We start from the raw sequence: 26,398 nt of genomic DNA, 5'->3' as shown, positions 1-26,398 counted from the left end.
ATGCAGATATCGCGGGAAGCGATAAGCCGTCCGGTTGAGCAGCCGGTGGCACTGCTGCTGCTGACGCTGCTGACTCTGGCGCTGGTGGCATTGCCGTTTCTGAACTTCGCCCCGAACCGTCTGGTGGCGGGTGAACCGCTGATGGGCTGGCAGATTAGCCGCTTCGGGCTGTTGCTGCTGCCGCTGTTGACGCTGTGGCTGCTGCTGTGGCGGCATCCGACCCGCATCACGCTGATGCTGGCGCTGCTGGCGGCAGAACTGATGCTGGCGGCGATCATCTGGCTCAGCGGTCATCAGGCCACTTTACTCAGCCAGCAGGGCAGCCGTCTGGCGCGCACCAGCTTTGCCAGCGGATTGTGGTGCAGCGGCGCGCTGATCCTGCTGCTGATCACCGATCAGGTGCGGCAACTGACCCGCCATCGGCTGGCACAGCTGCTGCTCAATCTGCAGGTCTGGCTGTTGCCGCTGCTGCTGCTGTTCAGTGGCCAGCTCAGCGATCTCTCCCTGCTGAAAGAGTATGCCAACCGCCACGCGGTGTTTGATGCCGCGCTGAGCCGTCATCTCACCCTGCTGGCGGGCACGGTGGTGCCTGCGCTGATGATTGCGCTGCCGCTGGGCGTCACGTTGTTCCGGCGGCCTGGCTGGCAGGGCGGGGTGTTCGGTGTGCTGAATGTGATTCAGACTGTGCCCTCGGTGGCGCTGTTTGGTCTGCTGATTGCGCCGCTGGCCGGACTGGCTCAGCAGTTTCCGTGGCTCGGCGACTGGGGCATCAGCGGCATTGGGATGGCTCCGGCGCTGATCGCGCTGGTGCTTTACGCCCTGCTGCCGCTGGTGCGCAGCGTGGTGGTGGGGCTGCAACAGGTGCCGCACGAGGTGCGGGAGAGTGCACGTGGCGTCGGCATGAGTGGCTGGCAGCAGTTTATTGCGGTGGATGTGCCGCTGGCGCTGCCGGTCTGGCTGACGGGCCTGCGGGTAGTGGTGGTGCAGACGCTGGGCATGGCGGTGGTTGCGGCGCTGATTGGCGCGGGCGGCTTTGGCGCGATTATTTTCCAGGGACTGCTAAGCAGTGCGCTTGATTTGGTGTTGCTGGGTGTGATCCCAGTGATTGCGCTGGCGGTGGTCATCGATGCGCTGTTCCGCCTGCTGATCTCACTGCTGGAGAGAAAAGATGATTGAGTTTGACGGCGTTTCCCGCGCGTTTAACGGTAAAGCGGCGGTGAAAGATCTGTCGTTACAGGTGGCGAAAGGGGAATTTTGCGTGCTGCTTGGCACCTCCGGTTCGGGCAAATCGACCACCCTGAAGATGATCAACCGGCTGGTGGAGTTTGACAGTGGTGAAATCCGCTTTGCCGGAGAGTCGATTCGCCAGCTCGATGCCCGCACGCTGCGGCGGCGCATGGGCTACGCCATTCAGTCGATTGGTCTGTTTCCGCACTGGACGGTGCGGAAGAATATCGCCACGGTGCCAGTGCTGCTGGGCTGGCCCCGGGCACAGGTCAATGAACGTATCACGGCGCTGCTGGCGCTGCTGAATCTCGATGCGCAGCTGCTGGACCGCTATCCGCATCAGCTCTCGGGTGGGCAGCAGCAGCGCATCGGCGTGGCGCGGGCGCTGGCGGCGGATCCGGAAGTGTTACTGATGGATGAGCCGTTTGGTGCACTCGACCCGGTGACGCGCGGGGTGCTGCAACAGGAGATGTTGCGCATTCATCAACTGTCGGGCCGCACCATCGTGCTGGTGACGCATGACATCGACGAAGCGCTGACGCTGGCGGACCGCATTGTGCTGATGGATAACGGCGAGATTGTTCAGCAGGGCAGGCCGGTGGAGCTGCTCACCCAGCCGAAAAATGATTTTGTGCGCGACTTCTTTGGCCGCAGCGAAATGGGAGTACGGCTGCTGTCGCTGGAGCAGGTCGGTAATGCCGTGCGGCGCGGCGAGTGGCTGCCGGGCGAACCGATCGCTGCGGCACTGACGCTGCGCGATGCCCTGTCGCAGTTTATCGCCCGGCGTACCGATAAACTGCCGGTCATTGACGATCAGCAGCGCCCGCTGGGCGTGCTCCACTTTGGCGATCTGCTGCAACTGCGCGAGGATTTAACATGCGCAGGCTAAGGGATCCGCTGCTGTGGCTGGTGCTGTTCTACGGTGCGCTGCTGACCCTGATGCCTTACAGTGGGCCGCTGTTTCACCGCTGGTTTCCCGAACTGGCGCGGCCACTCTATCAGCAGGAGAGCTTCTGGCAGCTGACGCTGGCGCATCTGTTTCTGGTGATCACCGCCAGCCTGCTGGCGATTGTGATTGGCATCGGCAGTGGTGTGCTGGTGACACGGCGGGCGGGGCGGGCCTTCCGGCCGCTGATGGAAACGATTGTGGCGGCAGGGCAGACGATTCCGCCGGTGGCGGTGCTGGCAATTGCGGTGCCGGTGATGGGATTTGGCGCCTGGCCCGCAGTCGTGGCGCTGCTGCTCTATGGATTGCTGCCGATTTTACAGGGGACGCTGGCGGGTATTGATAGCGTACCGGCCAGCAGCCGGGAGATCGCCATCGGGGTCGGCATGAGTAGCTGGCAACGGCTGTGGCAGATTGAGCTGGCGCTGGCTGCGCCGGTCATCATCGCCGGGATACGCACCTCGGTGATCATCAACATCGGCACTGCTGCCATCGCCTCGACGGTCGGCGCGAAAAGTCTGGGATCGCCGGTGATTATCGGCTTAAGCGGCTTTAATACAGCCTATGTCATTCAGGGGGCATTACTGGTGGCGCTGCTGGCGATAGTCAGCGATCGCCTGTTTGAACGCCTGCAGCGCTGGCTTAGCGTGAGTGAACGATGAGAGAGTATCCCACCAGCATCAGACCGCCGGTGCCGCCTGCCGCCATAATAAAAAACAGCGTAGCGAAGAAAGCTTTTTTACAGTTCATGGGTAAAACCTGAGCTCGTTAATAGTGAGGCGGGGATAATAGCGCGCGCAAGGCAGCAGGCAAAGTGCCCGGCGTGCGTTTTTGTTATCAGGCGGGATCGTGCAACCGCACGGCATAGCCCTGTTCCTGCCAGTGTGACAGCTGTTCCTGCTGGCGGCGGGTCAGTTTTTTACCGGTAAAGACAAACATATTCATGCCGGGAAAGAGTTCAGGACGCGGTAAATCCAGCGGTTCTGCCAGCACATCAATCCGCCAGCCATGCTGCGACAGACGCCAGCCTTCCAGCCAGATTCGGGTACGATCGTCGATACCCCAGCCAATAATCAGCGCATCTTTACCCGATTTTTTGCGGCTGCCGGTCAGGCAGAACGCGACATAATCGATCAGCAAACCATCCAGCAGACTGCACATGGTGCGGGCGGTGTTCTGATCCAGACTCAGCTTCTGGCGCACCGGCATAAAAACATGGTCGATCAGCGCATCAATCGGATGTTCGCGACCAATCGCGGCAATTTTATTACGAAGTTTAGCGGGTCTGACATGACGCAGGACGCTGATCAGCTCATCCTGGAGTGTGGTCCAGCCGTCATGGGCATCTACATCGCCACCTTCCAGCAGTGCCTTAACTTTACCGACCGGCACGCCGCTTTCAATCCAGCGCATAATTTCTTCGATGCGATGAACATCTTCTTCGTCAAACTGACGATGGCCGCCTTCGGTACGTTGCGGCTTCAGTAAGCCATAACGACGCTGCCAGGCGCGCAGGGTGACTGGGTTTATGCCACAGCGCTCGGCGACGTCACCGATACTGTATAAGGTCATAAATTCCTCTTTCGATTGGTCTGAGTGCAATTACCATAACGAAGCCGACTAAGTTGTACAATACATTTCTCGATGTACAACTTGACTGATACGCCGTTTCTCCGTTATATCTCATATAAGAGAATTATTCCCAAGTATGAGAAATCACCATGTCAGAGCTGAATACGGAGCAACGACTGGCGGTGAGGCTGGCAGAATTACGCCTGCAACGCGGCTGGTCGCTGGATGAACTTGCTGTCGCAACGGGCATCAGTCGTGCGTCATTATCGCGCATTGAGCGAAGCGAGACCAGCCCTACTGCTGCGCTGCTTAACCGTCTATGTGTTGCCTACGGATTAACGATGTCGCGCCTGCTCAGTGAAGTGGAGGAGGAGTCCAGCCTGCTGATCAGAGATGACCAGCAGCCCGTGTGGCAGGATGAATCCAGCGGATTTATTCGCCGGAATGTTTCACCTCCTGCGCTTCATTTCCGATGCGAACTGGTTGAGGGCAAATTACGGCCCGGTGCACGTATAGATTACGATGCGCCACCCATTCAGGGGCTGGAGCAGCATATCTGGCTACGCGAGGGCGGCCTCACCGTCACGATGGGGGTGCAGCAGTGGGCGCTGAAGCCCGGTGACTGCTTACGTTTTCATCTGGTCGGGAAATCGGCTTTTGAGGCGCACCTGACTGAGGGTGCGCGCTATTTACTGGTGGTGGCGAAACCATGATCGATTACACAATACTTCGCGCCGACGAAGCGCAACCGCAACTGGGTGAACTGACGGAGGTGCTGCAGGCCTGTGTGGCAGACGGTGCCAGCGTCGGCTTTATTGATGCCGCAGACGAAGAGGTGATGACGCGATTCTGGCAGCAGCGGATCGCCGGTCTGGCAGACGGCGACAGCGAATTATTCGTTGCGCGGCAGCACGGTCGCATCGTCGGCACTGTCATTCTCAGTGGCAGCGCGATGCCTAATGGCCGACACCGGGCGGAGATCAGCAAACTGCTGGTGCATCCGCAGGCGCGCCGTCAGGGCATCGCGCGTGAGCTGATGCAGCGCGCTGAGCAGCAGGCCCGTGCGCAGGGCAAAACGCTGCTGGTGCTGGATACGCGCAGCGGCGATGTCGCCAGCGATCTCTATCGCTCGCTGGGCTGGCAGGTGGCGGGGTCGATCCCGTTTTATGCCGAATCCACCGCAGGCGTGCTGGATGCCACCACCTATATGTACAAAGTGCTGGCGTAGCCAGCCGCTAGCTCATGCGGCTGGCCTTTCTTCGTGCCGGCCCGGCCCGGGTTGACGGGCTGCCCGCACGACCCTGAAACGGGCAACTGCTGAAATTTACGACGTCGCACGAAAAATTCGGCGCGAAAGCTGACGCCAACAGGATACTGTGTAAAAATACAGGCCATATTTTCGGTGTGGTAACGCAAATCATGGCCCTGACAGCCGCAGTAAAAAGCCAGATAGCGCAGTGGTATAAAGCGCTTCAGGAGCAGGTGCCTGACTTCATCCCACGTGCGCCGCAGCGCCAGATGATCGCCGAAGTGGCGAAATGTCTGGCGGGCGACGATTCGCGCCATCTGGCGGTTGAAGCGCCAACCGGCGTGGGCAAAACCCTCTCTTATCTGATCCCGGGCATCGCGGCCAGCCGCGCCCAGGAGAAGCGGCTGGTGATCAGCACCGCCAACGTGGCGCTGCAGGATCAAATCTTCACCAAAGATCTGCCGCTGCTGAAAAAAATCATTCCCGATCTCACCTTTACTGCCGCCTTTGGCCGCGGGCGCTATGTCTGTCCGCGTAATCTGGCGGCGATGGCGGCCGATGACGATGAGCAGGGCGATCTGCTGCTTTATCTGGACGATGACGCCGTCAGCAGCACTAAAGAGGAGCAGACGCAGTGTGGCCGGTTGCAGAAATCGCTGGATCGCTATCAGTGGGACGGCCTGCGCGACCACAGCGAGGAGAACGTCAGCGACAGCCTGTGGCAGCGGCTCTCCACCGACAAAGCGAGCTGCCTTGGCGCACACTGTCGCTGGTATCGTGAATGCCCGTTCTTTGTGGCGCGGCGCGAAATCGAGCAGGTCGATGTAGTGGTGGCGAACCATGCGCTGGTCATGGCAGCAATGGAGAATGAGTCGGTGCTGCCACCGGCAAAAAACCTGATGCTGGTGCTGGATGAAGGGCATCACCTGCCGGAAGTGGCCCGCGATGCGCTGGAGATGAGCGCCGACATCACGCCGGGCTGGAGCAGCCTGCAGCTCGACCTCTTTATCAAGCTGGTGGAGAGCATTATGACGCAGATGCGGCCAAAATCGCCGCCGCCGCTGGCTAACCCGGAGCGCCTGAAAGCGCACTGCGATGAGCTGCGCGAACTGCTGACGATTACCGCTCAGGCGCTGAATCCGCTGCTGCCACCGCATAACCAGCCGGGCGAATTCCGCTTTGTGCTGGGCGCGTTGCCGCAGGAGCTGCTGGATCTCTGCGCCCGGCTCTTTAAGCTCAGCGATGCGCTGCGCGGCCTGAGTGAAGGTTTGATTAATGCGCTGAGCGAGCAGACCGGCAAGGTGGATGTGGTGCGACTGCATCGCAATCTGCTGCAGCTCAATCGCCAGTTTGGCTGGTTCGAATCGGTCAGCAAACTGTGGCGGCTGGCGGCGATGGAAAAAGCCTCTGGCGCGCCGGTATCGAAGTGGATCACCCGTGAGCTGCGCGAAGGTCAGGCGCACCTGCTGTTTCACTGCGCTGGCATCCGCGTCAGCGACCAGCTGGAGAAGATGCTGTGGCGTAAAATTCCGCACGTGGTCGTGACCTCCGCCACCCTGCGATCGCTTAACAGTTTCAACCGCCTGCAGGAGATGTCGGGACTCAGCGAGAAGGCGGGCGACCGATTTGTGGCGCTGGACTCCCCGTTTAACCACGTGGAGCAGGGCAAGCTGGTGATCCCGCAGATGCGCTATGAGCCGCTGATGACGCACGAAGCGGAGCATATCGCGGAGATGGCCGGTTTCTTCCGGCAGCAGATGGCGGAGAAAAAGCACAAAGGCGTGCTGGTGCTGTTTGCCAGCAACCGGGCGATGCAGCAGTTTGTCGCCTGTCTGCCCGACCTGCGCCTCTCAATGCTGGTTCAGGGCGATCAGCCGCGCAGCCGCCTGGTCGATCTGCATCGTCAGCGCGTCGCCAAAGGGGAAACCAGCATCCTGATTGGCCTGCAGTCGTTTGCCGAAGGGCTGGATCTTAAAGGCGATCTGCTGAGTCAGGTGCATATTCACAAAATCGCTTTTCCCCCGGTAGACAGTCCGGTAATTTTGACCGAAGGCGAGTGGCTGAAAAGCCTGAAACGCTATCCGTTTGAGGTGCAGAGCTTACCCAGCGCCTCTTTTACCCTGATTCAACAGGTCGGACGCCTGATTCGCAGCCATCAATGTTATGGCGAAATCGTCATTTACGACCGCCGTCTGCTGAGCAAATCCTACGGCAGCCGGCTGTTAGCGGCGCTGCCGATCTTCCCGATTGAGCAGCCGGAAACGCCAGAGCCGGCAGCGATACCGGCCACCGTGGTGCCAAAAAATACGGTGCGTAAACGACGTCCCACGCGGCGCTGAGCCGCGCACTTAACCGGAAGCGAGTGATGGAACTGAATAAAATCATTAAAGAGATTGGTCGCGGTAAAAATCATGCCCGCGATATCGACTTTGATACTGCCGTGGCGCTCTATGGCGCGATGCTGGCGGGCGAGGTGCCGGACCTGGAGCTGGGCGGCATTCTGATTGCGCTGCGTATTAAAGGCGAAGGCGAAGCGGAAATGCGCGGCTTTTATCAGGCGATGCAGGCGCAGATGATGCAACTGCAGGCGCCGGAAAACCGCCCGATGCCGATTGTGATCCCCAGCTACAACGGTGCGCGTCGGCAGGGCAATCTCACGCCGTTGCTGGCGCTGCTGCTGGTGAAACTCGGCTTCCCGGTGCTGGTGCATGGCGTCAGCGACGACGCGACGCGCATCACCAGTGAAGCGGTGTTTGCCGCGCTGGGTATTACCCCCGTCACCACCGCAGAGGCGGCGCAGGCAAAACTCGATCAGGGCGAACTCGCCTTTATCACCATCGATCATCTCTGCCCGCCAATGGCGAAACAGCTGTCGCTGCGCTGGCGAATGGGCGTGCGTAACAGCGCGCATACGCTGGCAAAACTGGCGACCCCGTTTGCCGAACGTGCGGCGCTGCGTCTGTCGAGCGTGTCGCATCCGGAGTATGTGCCGCGTGTGGCGAAATTCTTCAGTGACATCGATGCGCCTGCGATACTGCTCAATGGCACCGAAGGGGAAGTCTATGCCAATCCACAGCGCTGCCCGGCGATCAGCATGATTCAGGGCGCAGGCGCAGAAGCGGAAGTGTGGGTTGAGCGTCAGCCCGAAGTGGCCGTTGAACTGCCGGCCGATAAGACGGCAGAGGTAACCGCGCGCTGGATTGAGCAGGTGCTGAATCAGCAGCGGCCGGTGCCCGCATCAATGCGACTGCAGCTCGCCTGCTGCCTGCGCGCCAGCGGCCAGTGCGACTCGCTGGCGGCGGCAGAGCAGCAGATCCTCGCCGCCGGTTACTGACTCAGGCTGCTGGCAGCGCCTGTTCAACCAGGTTCTGCCAGAAAGTAATGCCAATTGGCAGCAGCGCGTCGTTGAAGTCATAGCGGGCGTTGTGCAGCGGGGCGGAAGGCGTGTCGCCATCCGCGCCCAGCCAGAAGTAAGCACCCGGACAGGCCTCCATCATGCAGGCAAAATCTTCTGAAGCCATCGACGGATTAACCTGCCACTGAACCTGTTCGGCCCCCAGCGTCGCCAGCGCCACCTCGCGTACCTGCTCAGCCGGGGCCGCATGGTTGGCGGTCACCGGATAGCCCGGTAACCACTCAATCTCACCGCTCACGCCAAACGGACGTGGCAGGGTAGCGACAAACTCATCAATCAGCCCGCGCACTTTTTCGCGCACGCTGGTCTGCAGGCAGCGCACCGTGCCGCGCAGTACAATCTGTTCCGGGATCACGTTGATCGCTTCGCCACCGTGGATCTGCGTCACGCTGACCACCGCCGAGGCGAGCGGCGAGAGCCGACGTGACGGAATCGTCTGCAGCGCCAGAATCAGCTCGGCCGCCACCACCATTGGATCGGCACCGCTTTCCGGCATCGCCGCGTGGCAGCTTTTGCCGTGCAGGGTAATCTCAAACGAATCCAGCGACGCCATCATGGCGCCAGGGTTAACCGCCAGTGACCCCAGCGGCAGGCCCGGCCAGTTGTGCATCGCATAGATTGCATCCATCGGGAAGCGCTGGAACAGTCCCTCTTCCACCATTTTGCGCGCACCGCCCAGGTTCTCTTCGGCAGGCTGAAAAATGAAATGTACCGTGCCGCTGAACTGGCGTGTGGCGGCCAGCTGTCGGGCGGCGGCCAGCAGAATGGCGCTGTGACCGTCGTGCCCGCAGGCGTGCATCACGCCGGGAGTGGCGGAGCGCCATTCAGTGTCGCCTTTTTCCGTAATCGGCAGCGCATCCATATCCGCACGCAGCCCGATAACCGGGCCGGGACCGTTTTCCAGCGTGCCGATCACGCCGGTGCCCGCCAGACCACGAAACACCTGCAATCCCGCCCGCTCTAACTCATCAGCGATAAACTGGCTGGTTTGCTGTTCCTGGTAACCTAATTCGGGGTGGCGATGAAACTCACGGCGCCAGCGCAGGGCATCTTCAAGCAGGGCAGGGGAAAGGGTCATGCAGAGTCGCGCTCCATACAGAATGAGAAGATTTCACTTTAGAGGTCGGGTGGCGCTGCGTCTATCGCCGGCAGGACGAAATCTGGCTATAGGCTAAATCAAAATGGAATAAGTAATAAGGAAGTGATGTCCGGGCAGGGCTTCAGAAGGGAAAAATGCGAAGAAAACGGGGCAAGTCGCTGCCCGCCCCGTTCAGCGTATTACTTCTGCATCGGCAGGTTCAGTTCATGCTCTGCCGCGCAGCTTTGTGCCAGCTCGTAACCCGCGTCGGCATGACGCATCACGCCGGTGGCCGGGTCATTCCACAATACCCGACCCAGACGCGCATCCGCCTCTTTGCTGCCGTCACAGACAATCACCATACCGGCGTGCTGCGAGAAGCCCATACCGACACCGCCGCCGTGATGCAGGCTGACCCAGGTCGCACCGCCTGCGGTATTCAGCAGCGCGTTGAGCAGCGGCCAGTCTGAGATCGCATCCGAGCCATCCTTCATCGCTTCGGTTTCACGGTTAGGTGAGGCAACCGAGCCGCAGTCGAGATGGTCGCGGCCAATCACCACCGGCGCTTTCAGCTCGCCGTTGCGCACCATTTCATTGAACGCCAGACCGGCAAGATGCCGTTCGCCCAGTCCCAGCCAGCAGATACGTGCTGGTAGTCCCTGGAAGGCGATGCGCTCCTGCGCCATATCCAGCCAGCGATGCAGCGTTTTGTGATGCGGGAACAGTTCTTTGAGTTTCGCGTCGGTCTTGAAGATATCTTCCGGATCGCCGGACAGCGCCACCCAGCGGAACGGGCCTTTTCCTTCGCAGAACAGCGGACGGATGTAGGCCGGTACAAAGCCAGGGAAGTCGAAGGCGTTGCTGACACCCTCATCCAGCGCTACCTGACGGATATTGTTGCCGTAATCCACGGTCGGGATGCCCATATGACAGAAGTCGAGCATCGCCTGCACGTGGACCGCCATTGAGGCACGCGCCGCTTTCTCCACTGCCTTCGGCTGTGAGACGCGTTCCTGCTGCCAGCGCGCCAGATCCCAGCCAGCCGGCAGATAGCCATTAATTGGATCGTGTGCCGAGGTCTGATCGGTCACGATATCCGGTTTTGGCCCGCCCGCCCGGGCGCGTTTCACCAGCTCCGGCAGGATCTCGGCGGCATTGCCCAGCAGCCCGACCGAAATCGCTTTTTTCGCCGCGGTCGCTTCGCTGATTAACGCCAGCGCTTCATCCAGCGTAGTGGCTTTGTAATCTACATAGCGGGTACGCAGGCGGAAATCGATGCGCGACTCCTGACACTCAATCGCCAGCACACAGGCCCCGGCCAGAACGCCCGCCAGCGGTTGCGCGCCGCCCATGCCGCCCAGCCCGGCGGTGAGGATCCAGCGTCCGCTGAGGTCGTTGTTGTAGTGCTGACGTCCCGCTTCCACGAAGGTTTCGTAGGTGCCCTGCACGATGCCCTGCGCGCCGATATAGATCCAGGAACCGGCGGTCATCTGGCCGTACATCATCAGGCCCGCTTTATCCAGCTCATGGAAGTGATCCCAGGTCGCCCAGTGCGGCACCAGATTGGAGTTCGCCAGCAGCACGCGGGGTGCATCCGCGTGGGTGCGGAAAATGCCGACCGGCTTGCCGCTCTGGATCAGCAGGGTTTCATCCGGCTGCAGTGCCCGCAGCGAACGCAGGATCTGCTCGAAGCACTCCCAGTTACGCGCCGCCTTACCGATGCCGCCGTAAACCACCAGATCTTCCGGCCGCTCGGCAACATCGGGATCGAGGTTGTTCTGAATCATGCGGTAAGCGGCTTCAATCAGCCAGTTGGCGCAGTGCAGCGTGGTACCGTGAGGCGCGCGAATTTCACGTGCCACAGCCTGAGAAAGAGTTTCGCTCATGAAAGATTCCTTAATTCAAGAAGTTGGGCGCATGCTCGGCAGCAGCGCGGTCAATGCCTGAGGCCAGTCAGTGCGACTTGCCCACTGACGCATTGCCTCGATATCGGGAGCCAGCAGGCGATCCTCCTCAAGGAAGGCGACCTGCTCGCGAATGGTGTCGATGGCCTGCTCAATCAGCGCAGAGCTTTTCAGCGGCCGGTTGAATTCAATGCCCTGTGCGGCGGCCATCGCCTCAATGCCGACTACCGCGGCGCTGTTAAAGCACATGCTGCCGAGACGGCGGGCGGCGTAGGTTGCCATCGAGACGTGATCTTCCTGATTAGCGGAGGTCGGCAGGCTGTCGACGCTGCCCGGATGGGCCAGCGATTTGTTCTCAGAGGCCAGCGCGGCGGCGGTCACCTGGGCGATCATAAAGCCGGAATTCACGCCGCCGTCGCGCACCAGGAAGGGCGGCAAACCCGACAAGCCGCTGTCCAGCAGCAGCGCCAGCCGCCGCTCGGAGATGGCCCCGACTTCGGCAATCGCCAGCGCCAGGATGTCCGCAGCAAAAGCCACCGGCTCGGCGTGGAAGTTGCCGCCGGAGATCACATCGCCGCTGTCGCTGAACACCAGCGGGTTGTCAGAGGCCGCGTTCGCTTCGATTTCCAGAATCCGCGCGGCGTGGCTGAAGTTGTCCAGGCAGGCACCCATCACCTGTGGCACGCAGCGGATGGAGTAGGGATCCTGAACGCGGCCGCAATGCGTATGCGACAGCACTATTTCACTGCCCTCAATCAGGGTGCTGACGGCAGCGGCGACCGCAATCTGACCATGCTGACCGCGCGCCTGATGGATACGGGCGTCGAACGGTTTTAGCGAGCCTTTAATCGCCTCCAGCGACAGCGCACCGGCCATCAGACCGGCGGCAAACAGGTTTTCACCCTCAAACAGGCCGCGCAGCGCCAGCGCAGTTGAGACCTGGGTGCCGTTAAGCAGCGCCAGTCCCTCTTTCGGGCCGAGTACAAACGGCGACAGACCCACGCTTGCCAGGCCTTCGGTTGCCGGGATCAACTCACCCCTGAGCCGGACCTGACCTTCGCCCAGCAGCATCAGGGACATGTGCGCCAGCGGCGCCAGATCGCCGGAGGCACCGACCGAGCCTTTTTCCGGGATGCAGGGCATGACACCCGCATTGAACAGCGCCAGCAGCGCCTCAACCAGTTCGATTCGCACGCCAGAGTGACCGCGTGCCAGGCTGATGATTTTGGTGGCGACCACCAGACGGGTAACATTGTCGGGCAGCAGATCGCCCAGCCCGACGCTGTGTGACAGCACCAGATTACGCTGCAGATCCGCCAGCCGGCTGGCCGGGATTTGCGTCTGCGCCAGCTTGCCAAAGCCGGTATTAATGCCATACACCACGTTGCCGGAGGCGACAATCGCATCCACGGTCTGCTGCGCCGCCGCAATTGCCTGACGCGCGGGCTCATCAAGCGTCAGCGTGACGTTGCCCTGATAGATAGCGCGTAATGTGGCGAGGTCCACCTCGCCTGGCACCAGGCGCAAAACCTGAAACGAACCTGACATAGTCTACTCCTGTCTATACAAGTGTGCTGGTGTGGCTAAACTGCTCTCCTTGCCCTGATCCAGCGGAATAATACGAGTGAAACATAAGCGTTAATTCTTGTCTATGCTTGTCTATACAATCAAAGAGAGCAAGCAAGTGCCGTGCCAGGCCGATCACAAAAATCGATTGCCCGTCCGCTGCGGGTTGACTATTTAGCGCTACTCAGAGGCTGCACCATCAGGATGCGCAGGCTGCACCATTGGGGCACCGCGCAGCGTACTGGATGTATATACATTCACACGGTGAGACAGTAAACTTAGGGGACTTTCAGCATAAGGAACAGCAAATGGTTGAGCATACGGCACTGGCACAACTGGCGGCGGCAATGAGCGATGAGCCTGCCCCGATTTATCAGCGGGTGAAGCAGGCCATCGTCAGCCAGATCCGTGAAGGGTTGTGGAAAGCGAATCAGCGTGTGCCATCAGAAAGTGAACTGGTGAATGAACTGGGCGTCAGCCGCATGACCATTAACCGGGCGCTGCGTGAACTCACCAGCGAAGGCTTTCTGGTGCGGATGCAGGGCGTCGGAACCTTCGTGGCGGAGATGAAAGGCTACACCGCCATGCTGGAGGTGCATAACATCGCCGATGAGATCGCTCAGCGCGGCCATCAGCACAGCTGCAAAATCCTCGCCATCGGTCAGGACAAAGCCGATCCAGAGCAGGCGGCGGTGCTGGGACTGACTACCGGGCAGACGCTCTATCATTCGCTGATTGTGCATTACGAAAATGATCTGCCGGTGCAACTGGAGGACCGTCTGGTCAATCCGCTGGTCGCGCCCGATTACCTGACGCAGGATTATCAGCAGATGACGCCTTACACCTATCTGATGCGCGTCGCGCCGCTGACGGCGGGCGAGCACATTGTTGAAGCGGTGTTGCCCGATGCGCGTCAGCGTAAACATCTGTCGGTGGATGAGCACGAACCCTGCCTGCTGATTCGCCGTCAGACCTGGAGCGACACTAAAATCGTGACCTATGCGCGGCTGCTCTATCCCGGCTCACGTTACAAATTACTGGGCCGCTTCAGAGGACACGGTTAAGACGGGTAAACAGCAGCCGGGCATCGGTATCGCACGGGCTGAGTGCTGTTTCTTCATCGACCCACCACGCGCCCTGCTGCGCAGTCAGCCGTTCCCCGTCAGCCATCTGCCAGGCGCCAGCCAGCACCCAGGCGACGCCATGCAGAGTGCTGACCGGCGTGGTCACCACCTCCACCGCTGCCTGCCATTCCCCGCGCCGCGTCATAATATTAAAATCTTCGCTGACGCTGCCCTGCAGCTTTGCCGTTAAGGCGAGTTCGCCGGCAAACGCCCACGGCTGCTGAGGCGTCAGTAAGTGCTGCCCGCCCGGTGCGGTCAGCAACACCGGATCGCCATGCAGCAGGGTAATCACCCGATCAATGTCAGGAAAGGCAGAGAAGGGACCATCCTGCGCCAGCGTCGCAATGCTGGCGCGCCAGCCGAAGCGCTCCGCGCCGGGTGGAAAGCTGATGATTTCGCGGGTTTCGCCGCCGCCGTTGCGCCAGCGGCTGACCGCCAGCTCCGCGTACGTGAACCGGGCGATCATCGCAGCGCCTCCATCGCCTGAGCAAAGCGGGCGGCACACGCCGTCTGGTGCGGATGCACCCCATCTTCTACCACGGCTTTACCCGCCACATAAACGTCCCGAATCTGATCGCGCTGCCCGGCAAAGAGCCAGCGGTTCAGGACGGCGTGCGACCCGACGCTGCCGAGCCACGCCTCATCCCGCAGCACCAGCCAGTCGGCACGTTGTCCCACCGCCAGCGTGCCCTGCTGAATGCCACACGCCTGCGCACCGCCCGCTGCTGCCTGTTGCCACAGCAGATCGCCTACCGACGGCTGGCCGGGCAGGGCAATCCGGTTGCGACGCTGGTCGCGCAGTCGCTGAGCATACTCCAGCCAGCGCAGCTCCTCCTGGGCGCTCAGCGAAACGTGACTGTCAGAGCCGATGCCCCAGCGTCCGCCCTGCGCGATGTACTCCACTGCCGGAAAGATGCCGTCACCGAGGTTGGCTTCGGTGGTCGGGCAGAGACCCGCCACTGCGCCACTGCGGGCGAGACGCGCCAGCTCACTCTCATCCAGATGGGTGGCGTGGATCAGGCACCAGCGCGCATCCACCTCAAAGCGGTTCAGCAGCCAGGCCACCGGACGCTCGCCGCTCCACGCCAGCGAGTCATTCACCTCTTTCTGCTGTTCAGCCACATGGATATGTACCGGCAGCGTCGGATCACTGGCCGCCAGCACGTCCTGCATCTGGCTTTCACTCACCGCCCGCAGTGAATGGAAACAGAGGCCACGGTTCAGCAGTGGCCTTTGCTGCTGCCACGTATCAAGCCGCGCCTGCTGTTGCAGATAGCGGTCGGTCTGCTGGATAAAACGCTTCTGACCCGCCGACGCTGGCTGGCTGCCGAAGCCGCTGTAGGTGTAGAGCACCGGCAGCAGCGTCTGGCCGATACCGGCGATCTCCGCCGCTTCAATCAGCTGTTGCAGCATCGCATCATCACTGTAGGGCGCACCCTGTGTGTCGTGGTGCAGGTAGTGAAACTCTGCCACCTGGGTGTAGCCGCCTTTCAGCATCTCGATGTAGAGCAGGGCGGCAATATCGCCCACCTGTTGCGGCGTCAGGCGCTGCACCATGCGGTACATCAGATCCCGCCACGTCCAGAAACTGTCCTGAGGATCGCCCGCTACTTCAGCCAGACCCGCCATGGCACGCTGGAAGGCGTGCGAGTGCAGGTTGGCGATTGCCGGGATCACCTCGCCGTTGAGCCGGATAGCCTGATCAGCGTGGCTATCCGGGGTAATGGAGTCGATAAAACCGGCCTGATTGACCGTGATACGTACCTGCTGCTGCCAGCCCTCCGCGAGCAGTGCACGCGAGGCAAAAAAAGTCGCCATGGTTGATCCTCATCGGATGTGGTTGTATATACATATACATACTTTGAGGCACAGTGTAAACGGCGGAGGCATGAGGCAGCGATGGCAGAAGAGATGCGCGTAGAGACGGTGTGGACCGGGGCTGACCTGGTCACCATGCGTGACGGAAAGTACCATCTTATCCCCCAGGGCGCGCTGGTGGTGCAGGCGGGCAGGCTGGTGTGGGTCGGGCCGCAGGCGGAGATGCCCGCGTTCGTCGCCGATCAGCATCATCATCTGCCGGGCGGCATCGTGACCCCGGGACTGGTGGATTGTCATACCCATCTGGTGTTTGGCGGCGACCGCAGCCAGGAGTTTGAACAGCGCCTGAATGGCGTCAGCTATGCAGAGATTGCCGCGCAGGGCGGTGGCATTCTCTCAACCGTGCGCGCTACCCGCGCCGCCACTGAAGAGGAACTGGTGGCATCGGCTCGCTGGCGGCTTAACCGCCTGCTGGCCGAGGGCGTCACCACCGTGGAAATCAAGTCCGGCTATGGCCTGGATGAAGAGAGCGAACTGCGGATGCTGCGGGCGATTCGCCAGCTGGGAGAGAGCGTAGCCGCTGACGTGCGCGCCACCTGTCTGGCGGCACATGCTTTTCCGCCGGAGTTTAAGCACGACCCGGATGGCTGGGTCGATATCATCTGCGAACGGCTGCTGCCGCAGGTGCAGGCACTGGGACTTGCGGATGCGGTGGATGCGTTCTGCGAGCATCTCGCCTTTTCACCGCAGCAGGTGGCGCGGGTGTTTGACCGTGCAGTGGCGCTTGGCATGCCGGTGAAACTGCATGCGGAGCAGCTCTCGGCGTCAGGTGGCGCAGCACTGGCGGCGCGCTATGGGGCGCTCTCTGCCGACCACCTTGAATATGCCACCGAGGAGGATGCCAGAGCGATGGCACAGCATGGCACCGTGGCGGTGCTGCTGCCTGGTGCATTTTATCTGCTGCGGGAGACGCAGCGTCCGCCGGTGGATCTCTTCCGGCGCTATGGCGTGCCGATGGCGCTGGCCAGCGATGCCAATCCCGGCACCTCGCCTGCGCTGTCGCTGCGTCTGATGCTTAATATGGGCTGTACCCTGTTTGGCATGACGCCGGAAGAGGCGCTGGCGGGCGTCACGCTGTGGGGGGCAAAAGCGCTGGGGCTGGCTGACAGTCACGGCTCGCTGGAGGCGGGAAAAGTGGCGAACTTCGTTCACTGGCCGCTGGCCCGTCCGGCAGAACTGGTTTACTGGCTGGGTGGTGAACTGCCCTGTACCGTTATCTATCGTGGAGAACCGCAATGAACCCTTTCCATTTTACCCAGGGCAGTCTGCCGCTGCTGGTCAGCATTCCCCACGCCGGTACCGAGCTGACGCCCGACGTGGAAGCCGGACTGAGTGAGGCCGCGCGCGGCTTACCCGACACCGACTGGCATATTCCCCTGCTGTATGATTTTGTGCGTGATCTCGGGGCCAGCGTGTTAATCGGCCGCTACTCCCGCTTTGTGGTCGATCTCAATCGCCCGCCCGATAACCAGCCGCTCTACACCAGCGCCACCACCGGCCTGTTCCCGGAAACCCTGTTCAACGGTACACCGACCTTTGCACCAGGCAAAACACCCGACGACACGGCGCGTCAGGGCTACATCGATCAGATCTGGCAGCCCTATCATCAGCAGATTCAACAGGAGCTGGCGCGGCTCAAAGCGCAGCATGGCTATGCGCTGCTGTTTGACGCCCACTCTATCGCCAGTGAAATTCCCCGCCTGTTTGACGGACGTCTGCCCGATATCAACATCGGCACCAACGACGGCGCAAGCTGCACGCCTGCAATGAGTGCGGCGCTGGAGGCCGTGTGCGCGGCGCAGAACGACTACAGCTGGGTGATTAACGGGCGCTTTAAAGGCGGTTACATCACCCGTGCCTACGGTCAGCCGCAGCAGCAGATTGAGGCGGTCCAGCTGGAGCTGGCGCAGCTCAACTATATGGATGAAACCCCACCTTACGCCTGGCAGCAGGCGCGTGCCGCCCGGTTGCAGAACGTGCTTAAGGCACTGATCCACGCCATGCTGGCGCAGGCTAAATCGCAATAAAACTCACCAGAGCGATGCGCCACTCCGGTGCATCGCTGCCCTGATTGGGTGCAGCGTCAGGCAGGTCGCCTGCCCGCTCCCAGACTCCCGCCGCCTTTTTCCGCCTCTGCAGAGCTGGCATAACCTTTGCTTGGTTGTATGTACAAGTGCAGCAGCACCGCCATCTGCGTAATAAATTCTGTCTGGCTCACAAAACGATAAAGCCGGCAATGAACTGCGCTGCGTTAACTTGTATATACATGACATATCATCCTGTGAAATTTATGTTAAATCTCGTCAGGGCGATCACCAGGCCGCTACTTTCAGGAGAACCGTATGACGCACCCTCTGACTCTTCGTCGTTTATGTCTCACTACGCTGGTTTCCAGCCTGCTGCTCTGTGGCGTCAGCGCCCAGGCCAAAGAGTGGAAGTCGATCACCATTGCCACCGAAGGCAGTTATGAACCCTGGAACCTCACCCTGCCAGGCGGCAAGCTGGGCGGTTTTGAACCGGAGCTGATGGCCGATCTCTGCCAGCGCATGGCGATACAGTGCAAGCTGGTGGTGCAGAACTGGGATGGAATGATCGCCGGTCTGAATGCCGGAAAATATGACGTGATCATGGATGCAATTGTGATCACCCCCGATCGCAAGAAAGTGATCAATTTCACCGTGCCCTACGCCTCAACGCCCGCCACCTTCATCACGGTGAAAGGGTCGTTGCTGCCTGCCGACAATAAGATCATCAAACTCACCGACGATGAGAAAACCGTGGAGCCTGCCATCGCACCCCTGAAAGCGGCGCTGAAGGGCAAAACCATCGGTATCGCCTCCGGCACCGTCTACACGCCGTTTATCGACAAGTACTTCAAAGAGGTGGCGGATGTGCGGGAATACACCAGCTCAGCCGATGCGATCCTTGATTTGCAGGCGGGGCGTATTGACGCGGTGTTTGACGATGTGACCTTTGCGCAGTCGATGCTGGCGCGACCGGATAACCGTAACCTCAGCTTTAGCGGTCCGCAGCTGGGCGGCCCAATCTGGGGTGAGGGTGAGGCGATGGGCGTGCGCATGGCAGACAACGATCTGAAAGCCCGGCTGGATCAGGCTATCAAAGCCGCACTGGCCGATGGCACAGTGAAAAAGCTGAGCGAGAAGTGGTTCAAAACTGACGTCACACCCTGAGTGAGGTAACTGATGATAAGCCTGCTGAGTTTTGGCCCGGAGGGCTGGGGACGGTTGATTCTGAGTGCCACGCTGACGACGTTGCTGCTCTCATTTGCCGCACTGCTGGTCGGTGCGGTAGTGGGATCGGGCGTTGCCGCTGCAAAGTTATCCCCGCACCGCGCGGTGCGCTGGGCAGGGGAAGGCTACTCGGTGATTTTTCGTGGCATCCCTGAGCTGCTGGTGATCTACCTGTTCTACTTCGGCGGATCGGGATTGATCACGCAGATCGGACAACTGTTTGGCGCGGACGGGTTTATCGAAGCGCCGCCGTTTCTGATCGGGGCGCTGGCCATCGGGCTTATCTCCGGCTCTTACCAGGCGGAAGTCTATCGTGCCGCACGGCTGGCCCTGGCGAAAGGGGAGATCGAAGCCGCTGTCGCTATTGGTATGCCGCGCTGGCGCATCCGGCAACGCATCCTGCTGCCGCAGGTGGCGCGCTATGCGCTGCCCGGCCTGTCAAACGTCTGGCAGATGAGCCTGAAAGACTCGGCGCTGGTGTCAGTGACCGGCATTGTCGAGCTGATGCGGGCCAGCCAGATTGCGGCCGGCTCCACCCGTGATTACTTCTCCTTTTATCTGGTGGGCGGTGCCTGTTATCTGCTGCTGACGCTGCTGTCGAACCGCGCCTTTCTGCGGGCTGAATCCCGTCTTGGTCGCGCCTGGCAAAGCCGCACCGCTGCACAGCATTAAGGAGATTTATGATCGATTTCGCGTTCCTCACTGACACCTTCCTGAAACTCAGCGCCGCGTTGCCGGTTACGCTGGGCCTGTTTATCAGCGCCTTCCTGTGCGGCGGCGTGCTGGCGGTGGGTATTCTGGCGCTACGCATGAGCCGCTGGCGTCTGCTGAGTGCTTTTGCCCGTGGCTACATTCTGGTGTTTCGCGGCTCGCCGCTGATGATCCAGCTGTTTCTGATCTACTACGGTCTGGGGCAGTTTGGTGTGATCCGGCACAGTCTCTTCTGGCCGTTTCTGCGTGAGCCCTTTACCTGTGCGGTGCTGGCACTGTCGCTCTGCACCGCCGCCTACACCGCGGAGATCCTGCGCGGCGCGCTGCTGGCTGTGCCGCCCGGTCAGGTGGAGGCGGGGATGGCGTGCGGCATGTCGCGCGGGCTGCTGCTGCGGCGCATTATCGCGCCGGTGATGCTGCGTTATGCGCTGCCCGCTTACTCCACCGAGGCGATTCTGCTGGTGAAGTCGACCGCGCTGGCCAGTCTGGTCACGGTCTGGGATGTCACCGGGGTGGCGCAGCAGATTATTCAGCGTACTTACCGCACCATGGAGGTGTTTCTCTGTGCGGCGGCAATCTACCTGATCCTCAACTTCATCATTGTACAACTCTATGCCCTGCTGGAGCGGCGCCTGACGCCGGTTCATAAACCGGAAAAAAAGCCGTTACCGGCCGCTAAGCCGATTCCTGGAGGAAAATAAACATGTCTGAACTGCCACCCGTCACGCTGTCGGCCAGCGATATCCATAAATCCTTTGGCGCCATGGAGGTGCTGAAAGGCATCTCGCTGCAGGCGCACCAGGGCGATGTTATCTCAATACTCGGTGCCAGCGGCTCGGGCAAAAGTACGCTGCTGCGCTGCATTAATCTGCTTGAGACGCCTGACGCGGGCGTGGTCAGCGTGGGCGGTGAAACCATTGAGATGAAGCGCCATGCCCGGGGACACCAGCTGGCGGCTAATCCGCGTCAGATTGAGCGGCTGCGCTCCCGGCTCGGCATGGTGTTTCAGAGCTTTAACCTCTGGTCGCACCTGACGGTGCTGCAAAATGTCATTGAAGGGCCGCACTACGTCCTCAAGCGCGATAAAAAAGCCTGTATTGCCCAGGCGGAACAGCTGCTTGATCGGGTCGGTCTGCTGAATCGCAAAGATTTCTATCCCGCCCAGCTTTCAGGCGGTCAGCAGCAGCGGGTGGCGATCGCCCGGGCGCTGGCAATGGACCCGGAGGTGATGCTGTTTGATGAGCCAACTTCGGCACTCGATCCGGAACTGGTAGGCGAGGTGCTGAAGGTCATGCGCAGCCTGGCGGAAGAGGGCCGCACTATGCTGGTGGTGACCCATGAGATGGGTTTTGCCCGCAACGTCTCTAACCGGGTGGTGTTTATGCATCAGGGCACTATTGATTGTCAGGGCACGCCAGAAGCGATGTTCGGCGAGGCGGGATCGGCGCGCTTTAAGCAGTTTATCTCCAGTCATCATCAGGTGGAGCCGGCGGTATGAGCGACGTAATACGTCAGACGCTGGTCTGGGGCGATGGCCCGCTGAAATGGCAGGCGCTGGTGCAGGTCGCCCGGCACGGCGCCACCCTGACGCTGAGCGACAGTGCCTGGCAGCGAATTGCGCAGAGCCGTGAAATCGTCGGTAATATCGTGGCGGCGGGGCAGGTGGCTTACGGCATCAATACCGGGCTGGGGGCGTTGTGCAACATCACCCTGTCTGAAGATGAGCTGAGCCAGCTGTCGCGCAATACCCTGCTGAGTCATGCCTGTGGCGTCGGGCCGGTGCTGGCAAAACCCGAGGTCCGCGCCATTCTGTGCGCTGCGATTGCGAACTACAGCCACGGAAAATCAGGTGTTTCAGTGGCGCTGGTGCAACATCTCCTGGCGCTGCTAAACCTGCAGATTACGCCACAGGTACCGTCGCAGGGATCGGTGGGATATCTGACCCACATGGCGCATATCGGCCTGGCGCTGATTGGCATCGGCGAGGTGGAGTGGCAGGGTGAAATCATGCCCGCGCAGCAGGCGCTGGCCCAGGCGGGATTAGCCCCTTACCGGCCTGGTGCCAAAGAGGGGCTGAGCCTGGTCAACGGCACGCCCTGCATGACCGGCTTAGCCTGTCTGGCGCTGGACGATGCCGAACGGCTGCTGGACTGGGCAGACGTCACCGGTGCGATGAGCTTTGAAGCGCTGCGCGGTCAGCTGGTGGCGTTTGACCCTGAGGTGCTGGCGCTGAAGGCCAGCCCGGGGATTCAGCGCAGCGGCGAACGACTGCGCCAGTTGCTGAGTGACAGCCCGCTGCTGAAAGCCAGCGTTGGCATCCGGACTCAGGATGCACTCAGTCTGCGCTCGATGCCGCAGGTGCACGGCGCCTGTCGCGATCAGTTTAGTCACGCTGTCCGTCAGGTGGAGACCGAACTCAACGCCTGTACCGACAATCCGCTGGTGCTGGGGACGCCGCAGGCCTGGCGCGTGGTGTCACAGTCCAATCCGCATGGCGAGTCGGTGGCAATGGCCTGCGACCTGCTGGCGATTGCGATGGCGGAGCTGGGCAGCATCGCCGAGCGACGGCTTGATCGGCTGGTGAATCCGCTGGTCAGCGGCCTGCCGCCATTTCTGGTCGCCGAGCCGGGCGTCAATTCCGGCATGATGATTGCGCAGTACGTGGCGGCATCACTCTGCGCGGAGAACCGTCAGCTGGCGCAGCCTGCGGTGCTTGATAACTATGTCACTTCAGGATTACAGGAGGATCATCTGAGCCTCGGCACCGGCTCGGCGCTGAAGCTGCTGAAACTGGTCAGCAATGTTGATCACATTATCGCGATTGAGTATCTGCTGGCGGCGCAGGCGCTGGAGTTTCACGGTGAATCACAGCTGGCAGCAGGCACGCGGCGCGCCTGGCAGCATTTGCGGCAGGTTGTTGAGCGCTGGCAGCAGGATCGCTGGCTGGCACCCGACATCGCCCGCGCCGTAGCTCAGATTAAAGCGCACCGGGCCGATGCGCTTGTGGGGTGAGGATTACCTGCGGCGTGCGTCCGGACGGACTAAATCAAAACGTTGCGCTTCGCTGATGCCGTAATAGGCGCTGGGGCCGCCCGCGCGCAGAATCGGCTCGGCTTTAGCGGTCTGATAAATGCCCTCTTCCAGCAGCGATTCATCGATGTGAATCGCCACCGCTTCCCCCAGCACCAGCCAGCTGTCGATCAGATTGCCGCTGGCATCCTGCAGCTGAATCAGTTGCGTCAGGCGGCACTCGAAGTTGACCGGGCTCTCTGCCACCAGACTGGCGCTGACCTGTGAAGCCGCCAGCGGCGTTAAACCGGCAAAGGCGAACTCATCCTGATCGGCAGGCAGCGAGGCGGAACTTTCGTTCATCGCTTCCGCCAGCGGACGGGTCGCCAGGTTCCAGACAAACTCTTTGGTCTCAGCAATATTTCTCACGCTGTCTTTCCAGCCACTACTGGCGAAACCGATAATCGGTGGATGATAGTTGAAACAGTTAAAGAAGCTGTAAGGTGCCAGATTGTGCTGGCCGCTGCTGCTCACTGAGCTAATCCAGCCGATCGGGCGCGGTCCGATAATGGCGTTCAGCGGATCGTGCGGCAGACCGTGACCAGCACGGGGTTGATAGGAATAGCGTTTCCGGGTCATAACTTCTCCAGCAGGGAATTTTATTTATCTTAGCCCGACAGCATCGCCCGACGGAATCGGAAAGAGGTAAGCGGATGGTGCGGGTTTATTTTCCGCCGCCTACAGCGTATTGTACGCGCGCCTGAATAATTGAGAGAACGTATGAAAAAGTCAGCCAGCACGTCGCCCTTCCACGCCCGCAATCGCCATCAGGGCGAATACGATTTTGCCGCGTTAACCGCTGCCCATCCGCCGCTGAAAGCCAAAGTCCGGCCCAATGGGTATGGCGTGCAGTCCGTGGATTTCGCGGACCCGGAGGCGGTGATGCTGCTGAACCAGGCGCTGATCAAACTATTTTACGACATCGACTGGCAGCTGGCTCCCGGCTCACTCTGCCCGCCCGTGCCGGGACGCGCCGATTATCTGCACTACCTTGCCGATCTGCTGGCGCTGGATAACAACGGCGTGATCCCGACGGCGGACGTTCTGGATGTCGGCTGCGGTGCAAACTGCATCTATCCGCTGATTGGCGCGGCAGAATATGGCTGGCGCTTTACCGGCACCGAAGTCGATGAAGCCGCCATCAAAGCTGCTAACCGTATTGTTGCGGCCAATCCGCGCCTGACGCGCCAGATCCGTCTGCGTCGTCAGAAAAACAGCGATGCAGTGCTGGCTGGTGTAGTCAGTAAAACTGAATTTTTCAGTGCAGTGATGTGTAATCCGCCGTTCCACGCGTCGGCGGAAGAGGCGGTATCGGGATCGCAGCGTAAGGTCCGCAATCTCGGACTGGATAAGAGTGCGCCGCTCAACTTTGGCGGCCAGCACAATGAGCTGTGGTATCCCGGTGGCGAAAAGGGCTTTATCGGCAAGATGATCGCCGAGAGCGTGGCGTTTGGTCGTCAGATCGGCTGGTTTACCTCGCTGGTGTCGCGCAAAGAGAACTTACCGGCGCTGGAAAAACAGCTGCAGGCGCTCGACGTGGCGGAGATGCGGGTGGTTAATATGGCGCAGGGTCAGAAGCAGAGTCGCTTCCTGGCGTGGAGTTTTATGCCTGCCGCCCAGCGCACTAAACTGCTGAGTCGCCTGGGGAACTGAGGTGTCGCTTTACATGGGTAACAGGTGTATCTGTGGGCGAAGAGTAAAATAGAACGGGCCGCGATGCGGCCCGTTTTGATTGTTGACAACGCCCGACTCGGTGGAGGTAAGACCGAGCTGGCACAGGGAACCCGGTCAGATCGGAAAGACGCAAAGGCTGTCATCCATGACACGCTCGGCCCGCGCCGTCCCTGGCGCGGGACGCTTTCCTCTTCTGACCGGGTTCCCTGTGCTTCGGGTTTATTCGTTGCTGCCAGATTTACCCTGGTTTGGATTGTCATCAGTTTTAACGGGCCGCATCGCGGCCCGTTTTGATCAGGAGACGTGCTGCAGGAATTCGCGCAGACGCTCGCTCGGTGGGTTGCTGATCAGGCTGTCGGGATCGCCATCTTCCGCAATCCGGCCTTTATCGATAAAGATCAGCCGTGAGGCCACCTTCTGTGCGAAGCCCACTTCGTGCGTCACAATCACCATCGTCATGCCTTCTTCGGCCAGATCCTGCATCACCTTCAGCACTTCGTGACGCAGTTCCGGGTCGAGCGCTGAGGTTGGCTCATCAAACAGCATCATTTTCGGCTTAACTGCCAGCGCACGGGCAATCGCCACGCGCTGCTGCTGGCCGCCGGAAAGCTCAGACGGGAAGTGGTGCGCGCGTTCGGCGAGGCCCACTTTGCCCAGCAGCTCACGCGCCAGCTGGCGTGCCGCCTCTTTGCTGGCACCGCGCACCCGGATAGGACCAAAGGCGACGTTATCCAGCGCACTCATCTGTGGGAACAGATGAAACTGCTGAAACACCATGCCCGCTTCCTGACGAATCAGGCGGTCATCGACTTTCGGATCATTGACGCGCAGGCCATCGACAATCAGTTCGCCACTGGTGATCTCTTCCAGCTTGTTAATACAGCGCAGCAGGGTTGATTTACCGGAACCGGATGGGCCGATAATCACCACCACTTCGCCCTGGTTAATCTTCAGGTCAATATTGTGCAGCACCTGGGTCTGGCCAAAATGCTTGGAGACATCTTTAAATTCAATCACAGGATTTTCACCCTTTTCTCAATGCGGCGCAGCACAAAGCTCAACACCAGCGTAATAACCAGATAGATAATCGCGACGGCGCTCCAGATTTCCAGCGCGCGGAAGTTACCGGCAATAATCTCCTGACCCTGACGAGTCAGTTCAGCCACACCAATAACGATAAACAGCGAAGTATCTTTGATGCTGACAATCCACTGGTTGCCCAGCGGTGGCAGCATACGGCGCAGCGCCAGCGGCATAATCACGTAGCGCAGCGTCTCGCGGCTCGACAGGCCAAGCGCCAGTCCGGCTTCGCGGAAGCCCTTGTTGATCGACAGCACGGCACCACGAGTAATCTCGGCAATGTAAGCGCCGGAGTTAATCATGATGGTTACCACCGCCGCGCTGAAGGGATCAATACGCAGGTCGGGGAACGCCATCGGCAAAGCAAAATAGATAAACATCACCTGCACCACGATAGGGGTGCCGCGAATGATTTCGATAAACACCAGTGCGATGTTATTGGTGATCCAGCCACCGTAAGCGCGGGCAAAGCCCGCTACCAGGCCGATGAAGAGGCCGCCAATCAGTCCAATAATTGAGATAATTAAGGTCAGTTTAGCGCCTTCAAGCAGCGCCGGCATGGCGGGCCAGATGACGCTCCAGTCAAACTCCATGGTGTCACTCCAGATATGTTGCGATGGAAAAAAGCAGGGAAAAAGTTCCCCTGCTGAAATC

General features: G+C 60.5%; 26 protein-coding genes. 16 read left to right on the top strand and 10 right to left on the bottom strand.

Annotation, left to right across the window (positions count from 1 at the left end; translation table 11 throughout):
• From ACO6VX_RS08450 to ACO6VX_RS08440, 3 genes are read left to right on the top strand one after another with little or no spacing between them, the layout of a single operon-like run.
• A complete protein-coding gene (locus tag ACO6VX_RS08450; RefSeq protein ID WP_346462141.1) occupies nt 1-1,176 on the top strand; it encodes an ABC transporter permease in 1,176 nt (391 codons plus the stop codon).
• Complete coding sequence (locus ACO6VX_RS08445) at nt 1,169-2,116, top strand: ABC transporter ATP-binding protein (protein ID WP_010254263.1); 948 nt, start codon at nt 1,169-1,171, stop codon at nt 2,114-2,116. The genes ACO6VX_RS08450 and ACO6VX_RS08445 overlap by 8 nt, the downstream gene beginning before the upstream one ends.
• Nucleotides 2,104-2,835, top strand: a complete 732-nt coding sequence (locus tag ACO6VX_RS08440) for an ABC transporter permease (protein WP_010669716.1) — start codon at nt 2,104-2,106, stop codon at nt 2,833-2,835. The genes ACO6VX_RS08445 and ACO6VX_RS08440 overlap by 13 nt, the downstream gene beginning before the upstream one ends.
• 175 nt (nt 2,836-3,010) lie before the next feature.
• Here ACO6VX_RS08440 and ACO6VX_RS08435 read toward each other — a convergent pair whose 3' ends face one another.
• The gene (locus ACO6VX_RS08435) at nt 3,011-3,745 is read right to left on the bottom strand and encodes a MerR family transcriptional regulator (protein ID WP_010254274.1); all 735 of its coding nucleotides are present in this window, start codon (nt 3,743-3,745) and stop codon (nt 3,011-3,013) included.
• 149 nt (nt 3,746-3,894) lie between these two features.
• Between ACO6VX_RS08435 and ACO6VX_RS08430 the strand changes: the two genes are divergently transcribed.
• The 4 genes from ACO6VX_RS08430 to ybiB all read left to right on the top strand — a co-directional run bounded on the left by ACO6VX_RS08430 (nt 3,895) and on the right by ybiB (nt 8,328).
• Nucleotides 3,895-4,458: a helix-turn-helix domain-containing protein gene (locus ACO6VX_RS08430; RefSeq protein WP_422458075.1), complete on the top strand. Its 564-nt coding sequence runs from the start codon at nt 3,895-3,897 to the stop codon at nt 4,456-4,458.
• Nucleotides 4,455-4,973, top strand: a complete 519-nt coding sequence (locus tag ACO6VX_RS08425; protein ID WP_422458074.1) for a GNAT family N-acetyltransferase — start codon at nt 4,455-4,457, stop codon at nt 4,971-4,973. Before ACO6VX_RS08430 ends, ACO6VX_RS08425 begins: the two co-directional genes overlap by 4 nt.
• Before the next feature lie 191 nt (nt 4,974-5,164).
• Nucleotides 5,165-7,333, top strand: a complete 2,169-nt coding sequence (dinG, locus tag ACO6VX_RS08420) for an ATP-dependent DNA helicase DinG (protein WP_045140664.1) — start codon at nt 5,165-5,167, stop codon at nt 7,331-7,333.
• A gap of 26 nt (nt 7,334-7,359) precedes the next feature.
• Nucleotides 7,360-8,328, top strand: a complete 969-nt coding sequence (ybiB, locus tag ACO6VX_RS08415; RefSeq protein ID WP_033766772.1) for a DNA-binding protein YbiB — start codon at nt 7,360-7,362, stop codon at nt 8,326-8,328.
• A 1-nt stretch (nt 8,329) separates the two neighbouring features.
• Here the strand turns inward: ybiB and ACO6VX_RS08410 are convergent, their stop codons facing one another.
• From ACO6VX_RS08410 to hutH, 3 genes are all read right to left on the bottom strand, one after another.
• A complete protein-coding gene (locus ACO6VX_RS08410) occupies nt 8,330-9,487 on the bottom strand; it encodes a M20 aminoacylase family protein (RefSeq protein WP_010254287.1) in 1,158 nt (385 codons plus the stop codon).
• Nucleotides 9,488-9,687: 200 nt separating this feature from the next.
• The gene (gene hutU / locus ACO6VX_RS08405) at nt 9,688-11,373 is read right to left on the bottom strand and encodes a urocanate hydratase (protein WP_422458073.1); all 1,686 of its coding nucleotides are present in this window, start codon (nt 11,371-11,373) and stop codon (nt 9,688-9,690) included.
• A 15-nt stretch (nt 11,374-11,388) separates the two neighbouring features.
• Entirely contained in the window at nt 11,389-12,939 is a 1,551-nt protein-coding gene (gene hutH / locus ACO6VX_RS08400; protein ID WP_010254298.1) for a histidine ammonia-lyase, read from the bottom strand.
• A gap of 326 nt (nt 12,940-13,265) precedes the next feature.
• Between hutH and hutC the strand changes: the two genes are divergently transcribed.
• A complete protein-coding gene (hutC, locus tag ACO6VX_RS08395; protein WP_010254300.1) occupies nt 13,266-14,021 on the top strand; it encodes a histidine utilization repressor in 756 nt (251 codons plus the stop codon).
• Here the strand turns inward: hutC and ACO6VX_RS08390 are convergent.
• Nucleotides 14,005-14,547: a HutD family protein gene (locus ACO6VX_RS08390; RefSeq protein ID WP_346556294.1), complete on the bottom strand. Its 543-nt coding sequence runs from the start codon at nt 14,545-14,547 to the stop codon at nt 14,005-14,007. The two genes, hutC and ACO6VX_RS08390, sit on opposite strands and share 17 nt — an antisense overlap.
• Nucleotides 14,544-15,899: a formimidoylglutamate deiminase gene (locus ACO6VX_RS08385; protein ID WP_422458072.1), complete on the bottom strand. Its 1,356-nt coding sequence runs from the start codon at nt 15,897-15,899 to the stop codon at nt 14,544-14,546. The genes ACO6VX_RS08390 and ACO6VX_RS08385 overlap by 4 nt, the downstream gene beginning before the upstream one ends.
• Nucleotides 15,900-15,980: 81 nt before the next feature.
• Here ACO6VX_RS08385 and hutI point away from each other — a divergent pair, with 81 nt between their 5' ends.
• Both hutI and hutG read left to right on the top strand, forming a co-directional pair.
• On the top strand, nt 15,981-17,198 hold the full coding sequence (gene hutI / locus ACO6VX_RS08380) for an imidazolonepropionase (RefSeq protein ID WP_033785510.1): 1,218 nt from the start codon (nt 15,981-15,983) through the stop codon (nt 17,196-17,198).
• Nucleotides 17,195-17,986 carry an N-formylglutamate deformylase gene (hutG, locus tag ACO6VX_RS08375; protein ID WP_010669725.1) on the top strand — a complete coding sequence of 264 codons (792 nt, stop codon included), beginning with the start codon at nt 17,195-17,197 and terminating at the stop codon, nt 17,984-17,986. Before hutI ends, hutG begins: the two co-directional genes overlap by 4 nt.
• Here hutG and ACO6VX_RS08370 read toward each other — a convergent pair.
• Nucleotides 17,973-18,107 (bottom strand): hypothetical protein, encoded by a 135-nt coding sequence (locus tag ACO6VX_RS08370; protein ID WP_254920053.1) that lies wholly within the window; start codon nt 18,105-18,107, stop codon nt 17,973-17,975. The genes hutG and ACO6VX_RS08370 overlap by 14 nt on opposite strands.
• A 194-nt stretch (nt 18,108-18,301) precedes the next feature.
• Between ACO6VX_RS08370 and ACO6VX_RS08365 the strand changes: the two genes are divergently transcribed.
• The 5 genes from ACO6VX_RS08365 to ACO6VX_RS08345 are packed head-to-tail and all read left to right on the top strand — an operon-like array spanning nt 18,302 to nt 22,933.
• Nucleotides 18,302-19,150, top strand: a complete 849-nt coding sequence (locus ACO6VX_RS08365; RefSeq protein WP_422458071.1) for a transporter substrate-binding domain-containing protein — start codon at nt 18,302-18,304, stop codon at nt 19,148-19,150.
• 12 nt (nt 19,151-19,162) lie between these two features.
• Nucleotides 19,163-19,882, top strand: coding sequence for an ABC transporter permease (locus ACO6VX_RS08360; protein WP_010254310.1), 720 nt, complete (start codon nt 19,163-19,165; stop codon nt 19,880-19,882).
• Nucleotides 19,883-19,890: 8 nt separating this feature from the next.
• Nucleotides 19,891-20,622, top strand: a complete 732-nt coding sequence (locus ACO6VX_RS08355) for an ABC transporter permease (RefSeq protein WP_010254311.1) — start codon at nt 19,891-19,893, stop codon at nt 20,620-20,622.
• Nucleotides 20,623-20,624: 2 nt separating this feature from the next.
• The gene (locus ACO6VX_RS08350) at nt 20,625-21,419 is read left to right on the top strand and encodes an ABC transporter ATP-binding protein (RefSeq protein ID WP_122889065.1); all 795 of its coding nucleotides are present in this window, start codon (nt 20,625-20,627) and stop codon (nt 21,417-21,419) included.
• Nucleotides 21,416-22,933 (top strand): HAL/PAL/TAL family ammonia-lyase, encoded by a 1,518-nt coding sequence (locus ACO6VX_RS08345; protein ID WP_256844523.1) that lies wholly within the window; start codon nt 21,416-21,418, stop codon nt 22,931-22,933. The genes ACO6VX_RS08350 and ACO6VX_RS08345 overlap by 4 nt, the downstream gene beginning before the upstream one ends.
• Before the next feature lie 3 nt (nt 22,934-22,936).
• On the opposite strand, the gene ACO6VX_RS08340 is transcribed toward ACO6VX_RS08345, so the two are convergent.
• On the bottom strand, nt 22,937-23,569 hold the full coding sequence (locus tag ACO6VX_RS08340; protein WP_022625978.1) for a flavin reductase family protein: 633 nt from the start codon (nt 23,567-23,569) through the stop codon (nt 22,937-22,939).
• A gap of 141 nt (nt 23,570-23,710) precedes the next feature.
• Between ACO6VX_RS08340 and rlmF the strand changes: the two genes are divergently transcribed.
• Complete coding sequence (gene rlmF, locus ACO6VX_RS08335) at nt 23,711-24,643, top strand: 23S rRNA (adenine(1618)-N(6))-methyltransferase RlmF (RefSeq protein WP_022625977.1); 933 nt, start codon at nt 23,711-23,713, stop codon at nt 24,641-24,643.
• A 315-nt stretch (nt 24,644-24,958) separates the two neighbouring features.
• On the opposite strand, the gene glnQ is transcribed toward rlmF, so the two are convergent.
• Both glnQ and glnP read right to left on the bottom strand, forming a co-directional pair.
• Nucleotides 24,959-25,681, bottom strand: a complete 723-nt coding sequence (gene glnQ / locus ACO6VX_RS08330; RefSeq protein WP_010254327.1) for a glutamine ABC transporter ATP-binding protein GlnQ — start codon at nt 25,679-25,681, stop codon at nt 24,959-24,961.
• Entirely contained in the window at nt 25,678-26,337 is a 660-nt protein-coding gene (glnP, locus tag ACO6VX_RS08325; RefSeq protein WP_010254329.1) for a glutamine ABC transporter permease GlnP, read from the bottom strand. The genes glnQ and glnP overlap by 4 nt, the downstream gene beginning before the upstream one ends.
• Nucleotides 26,338-26,398 lie beyond the last annotated feature (61 nt).

The organism is Pantoea sp. BJFS-204 (assembly GCF_049310725.1).
GTDB classification, from domain to species: Bacteria; Pseudomonadota; Gammaproteobacteria; order Enterobacterales; family Enterobacteriaceae; genus Pantoea; species Pantoea agglomerans.
The sequence above is the reverse complement of the archived record's forward strand: the minus strand, read 5'-3'. Positions and strand labels throughout refer to the sequence as shown.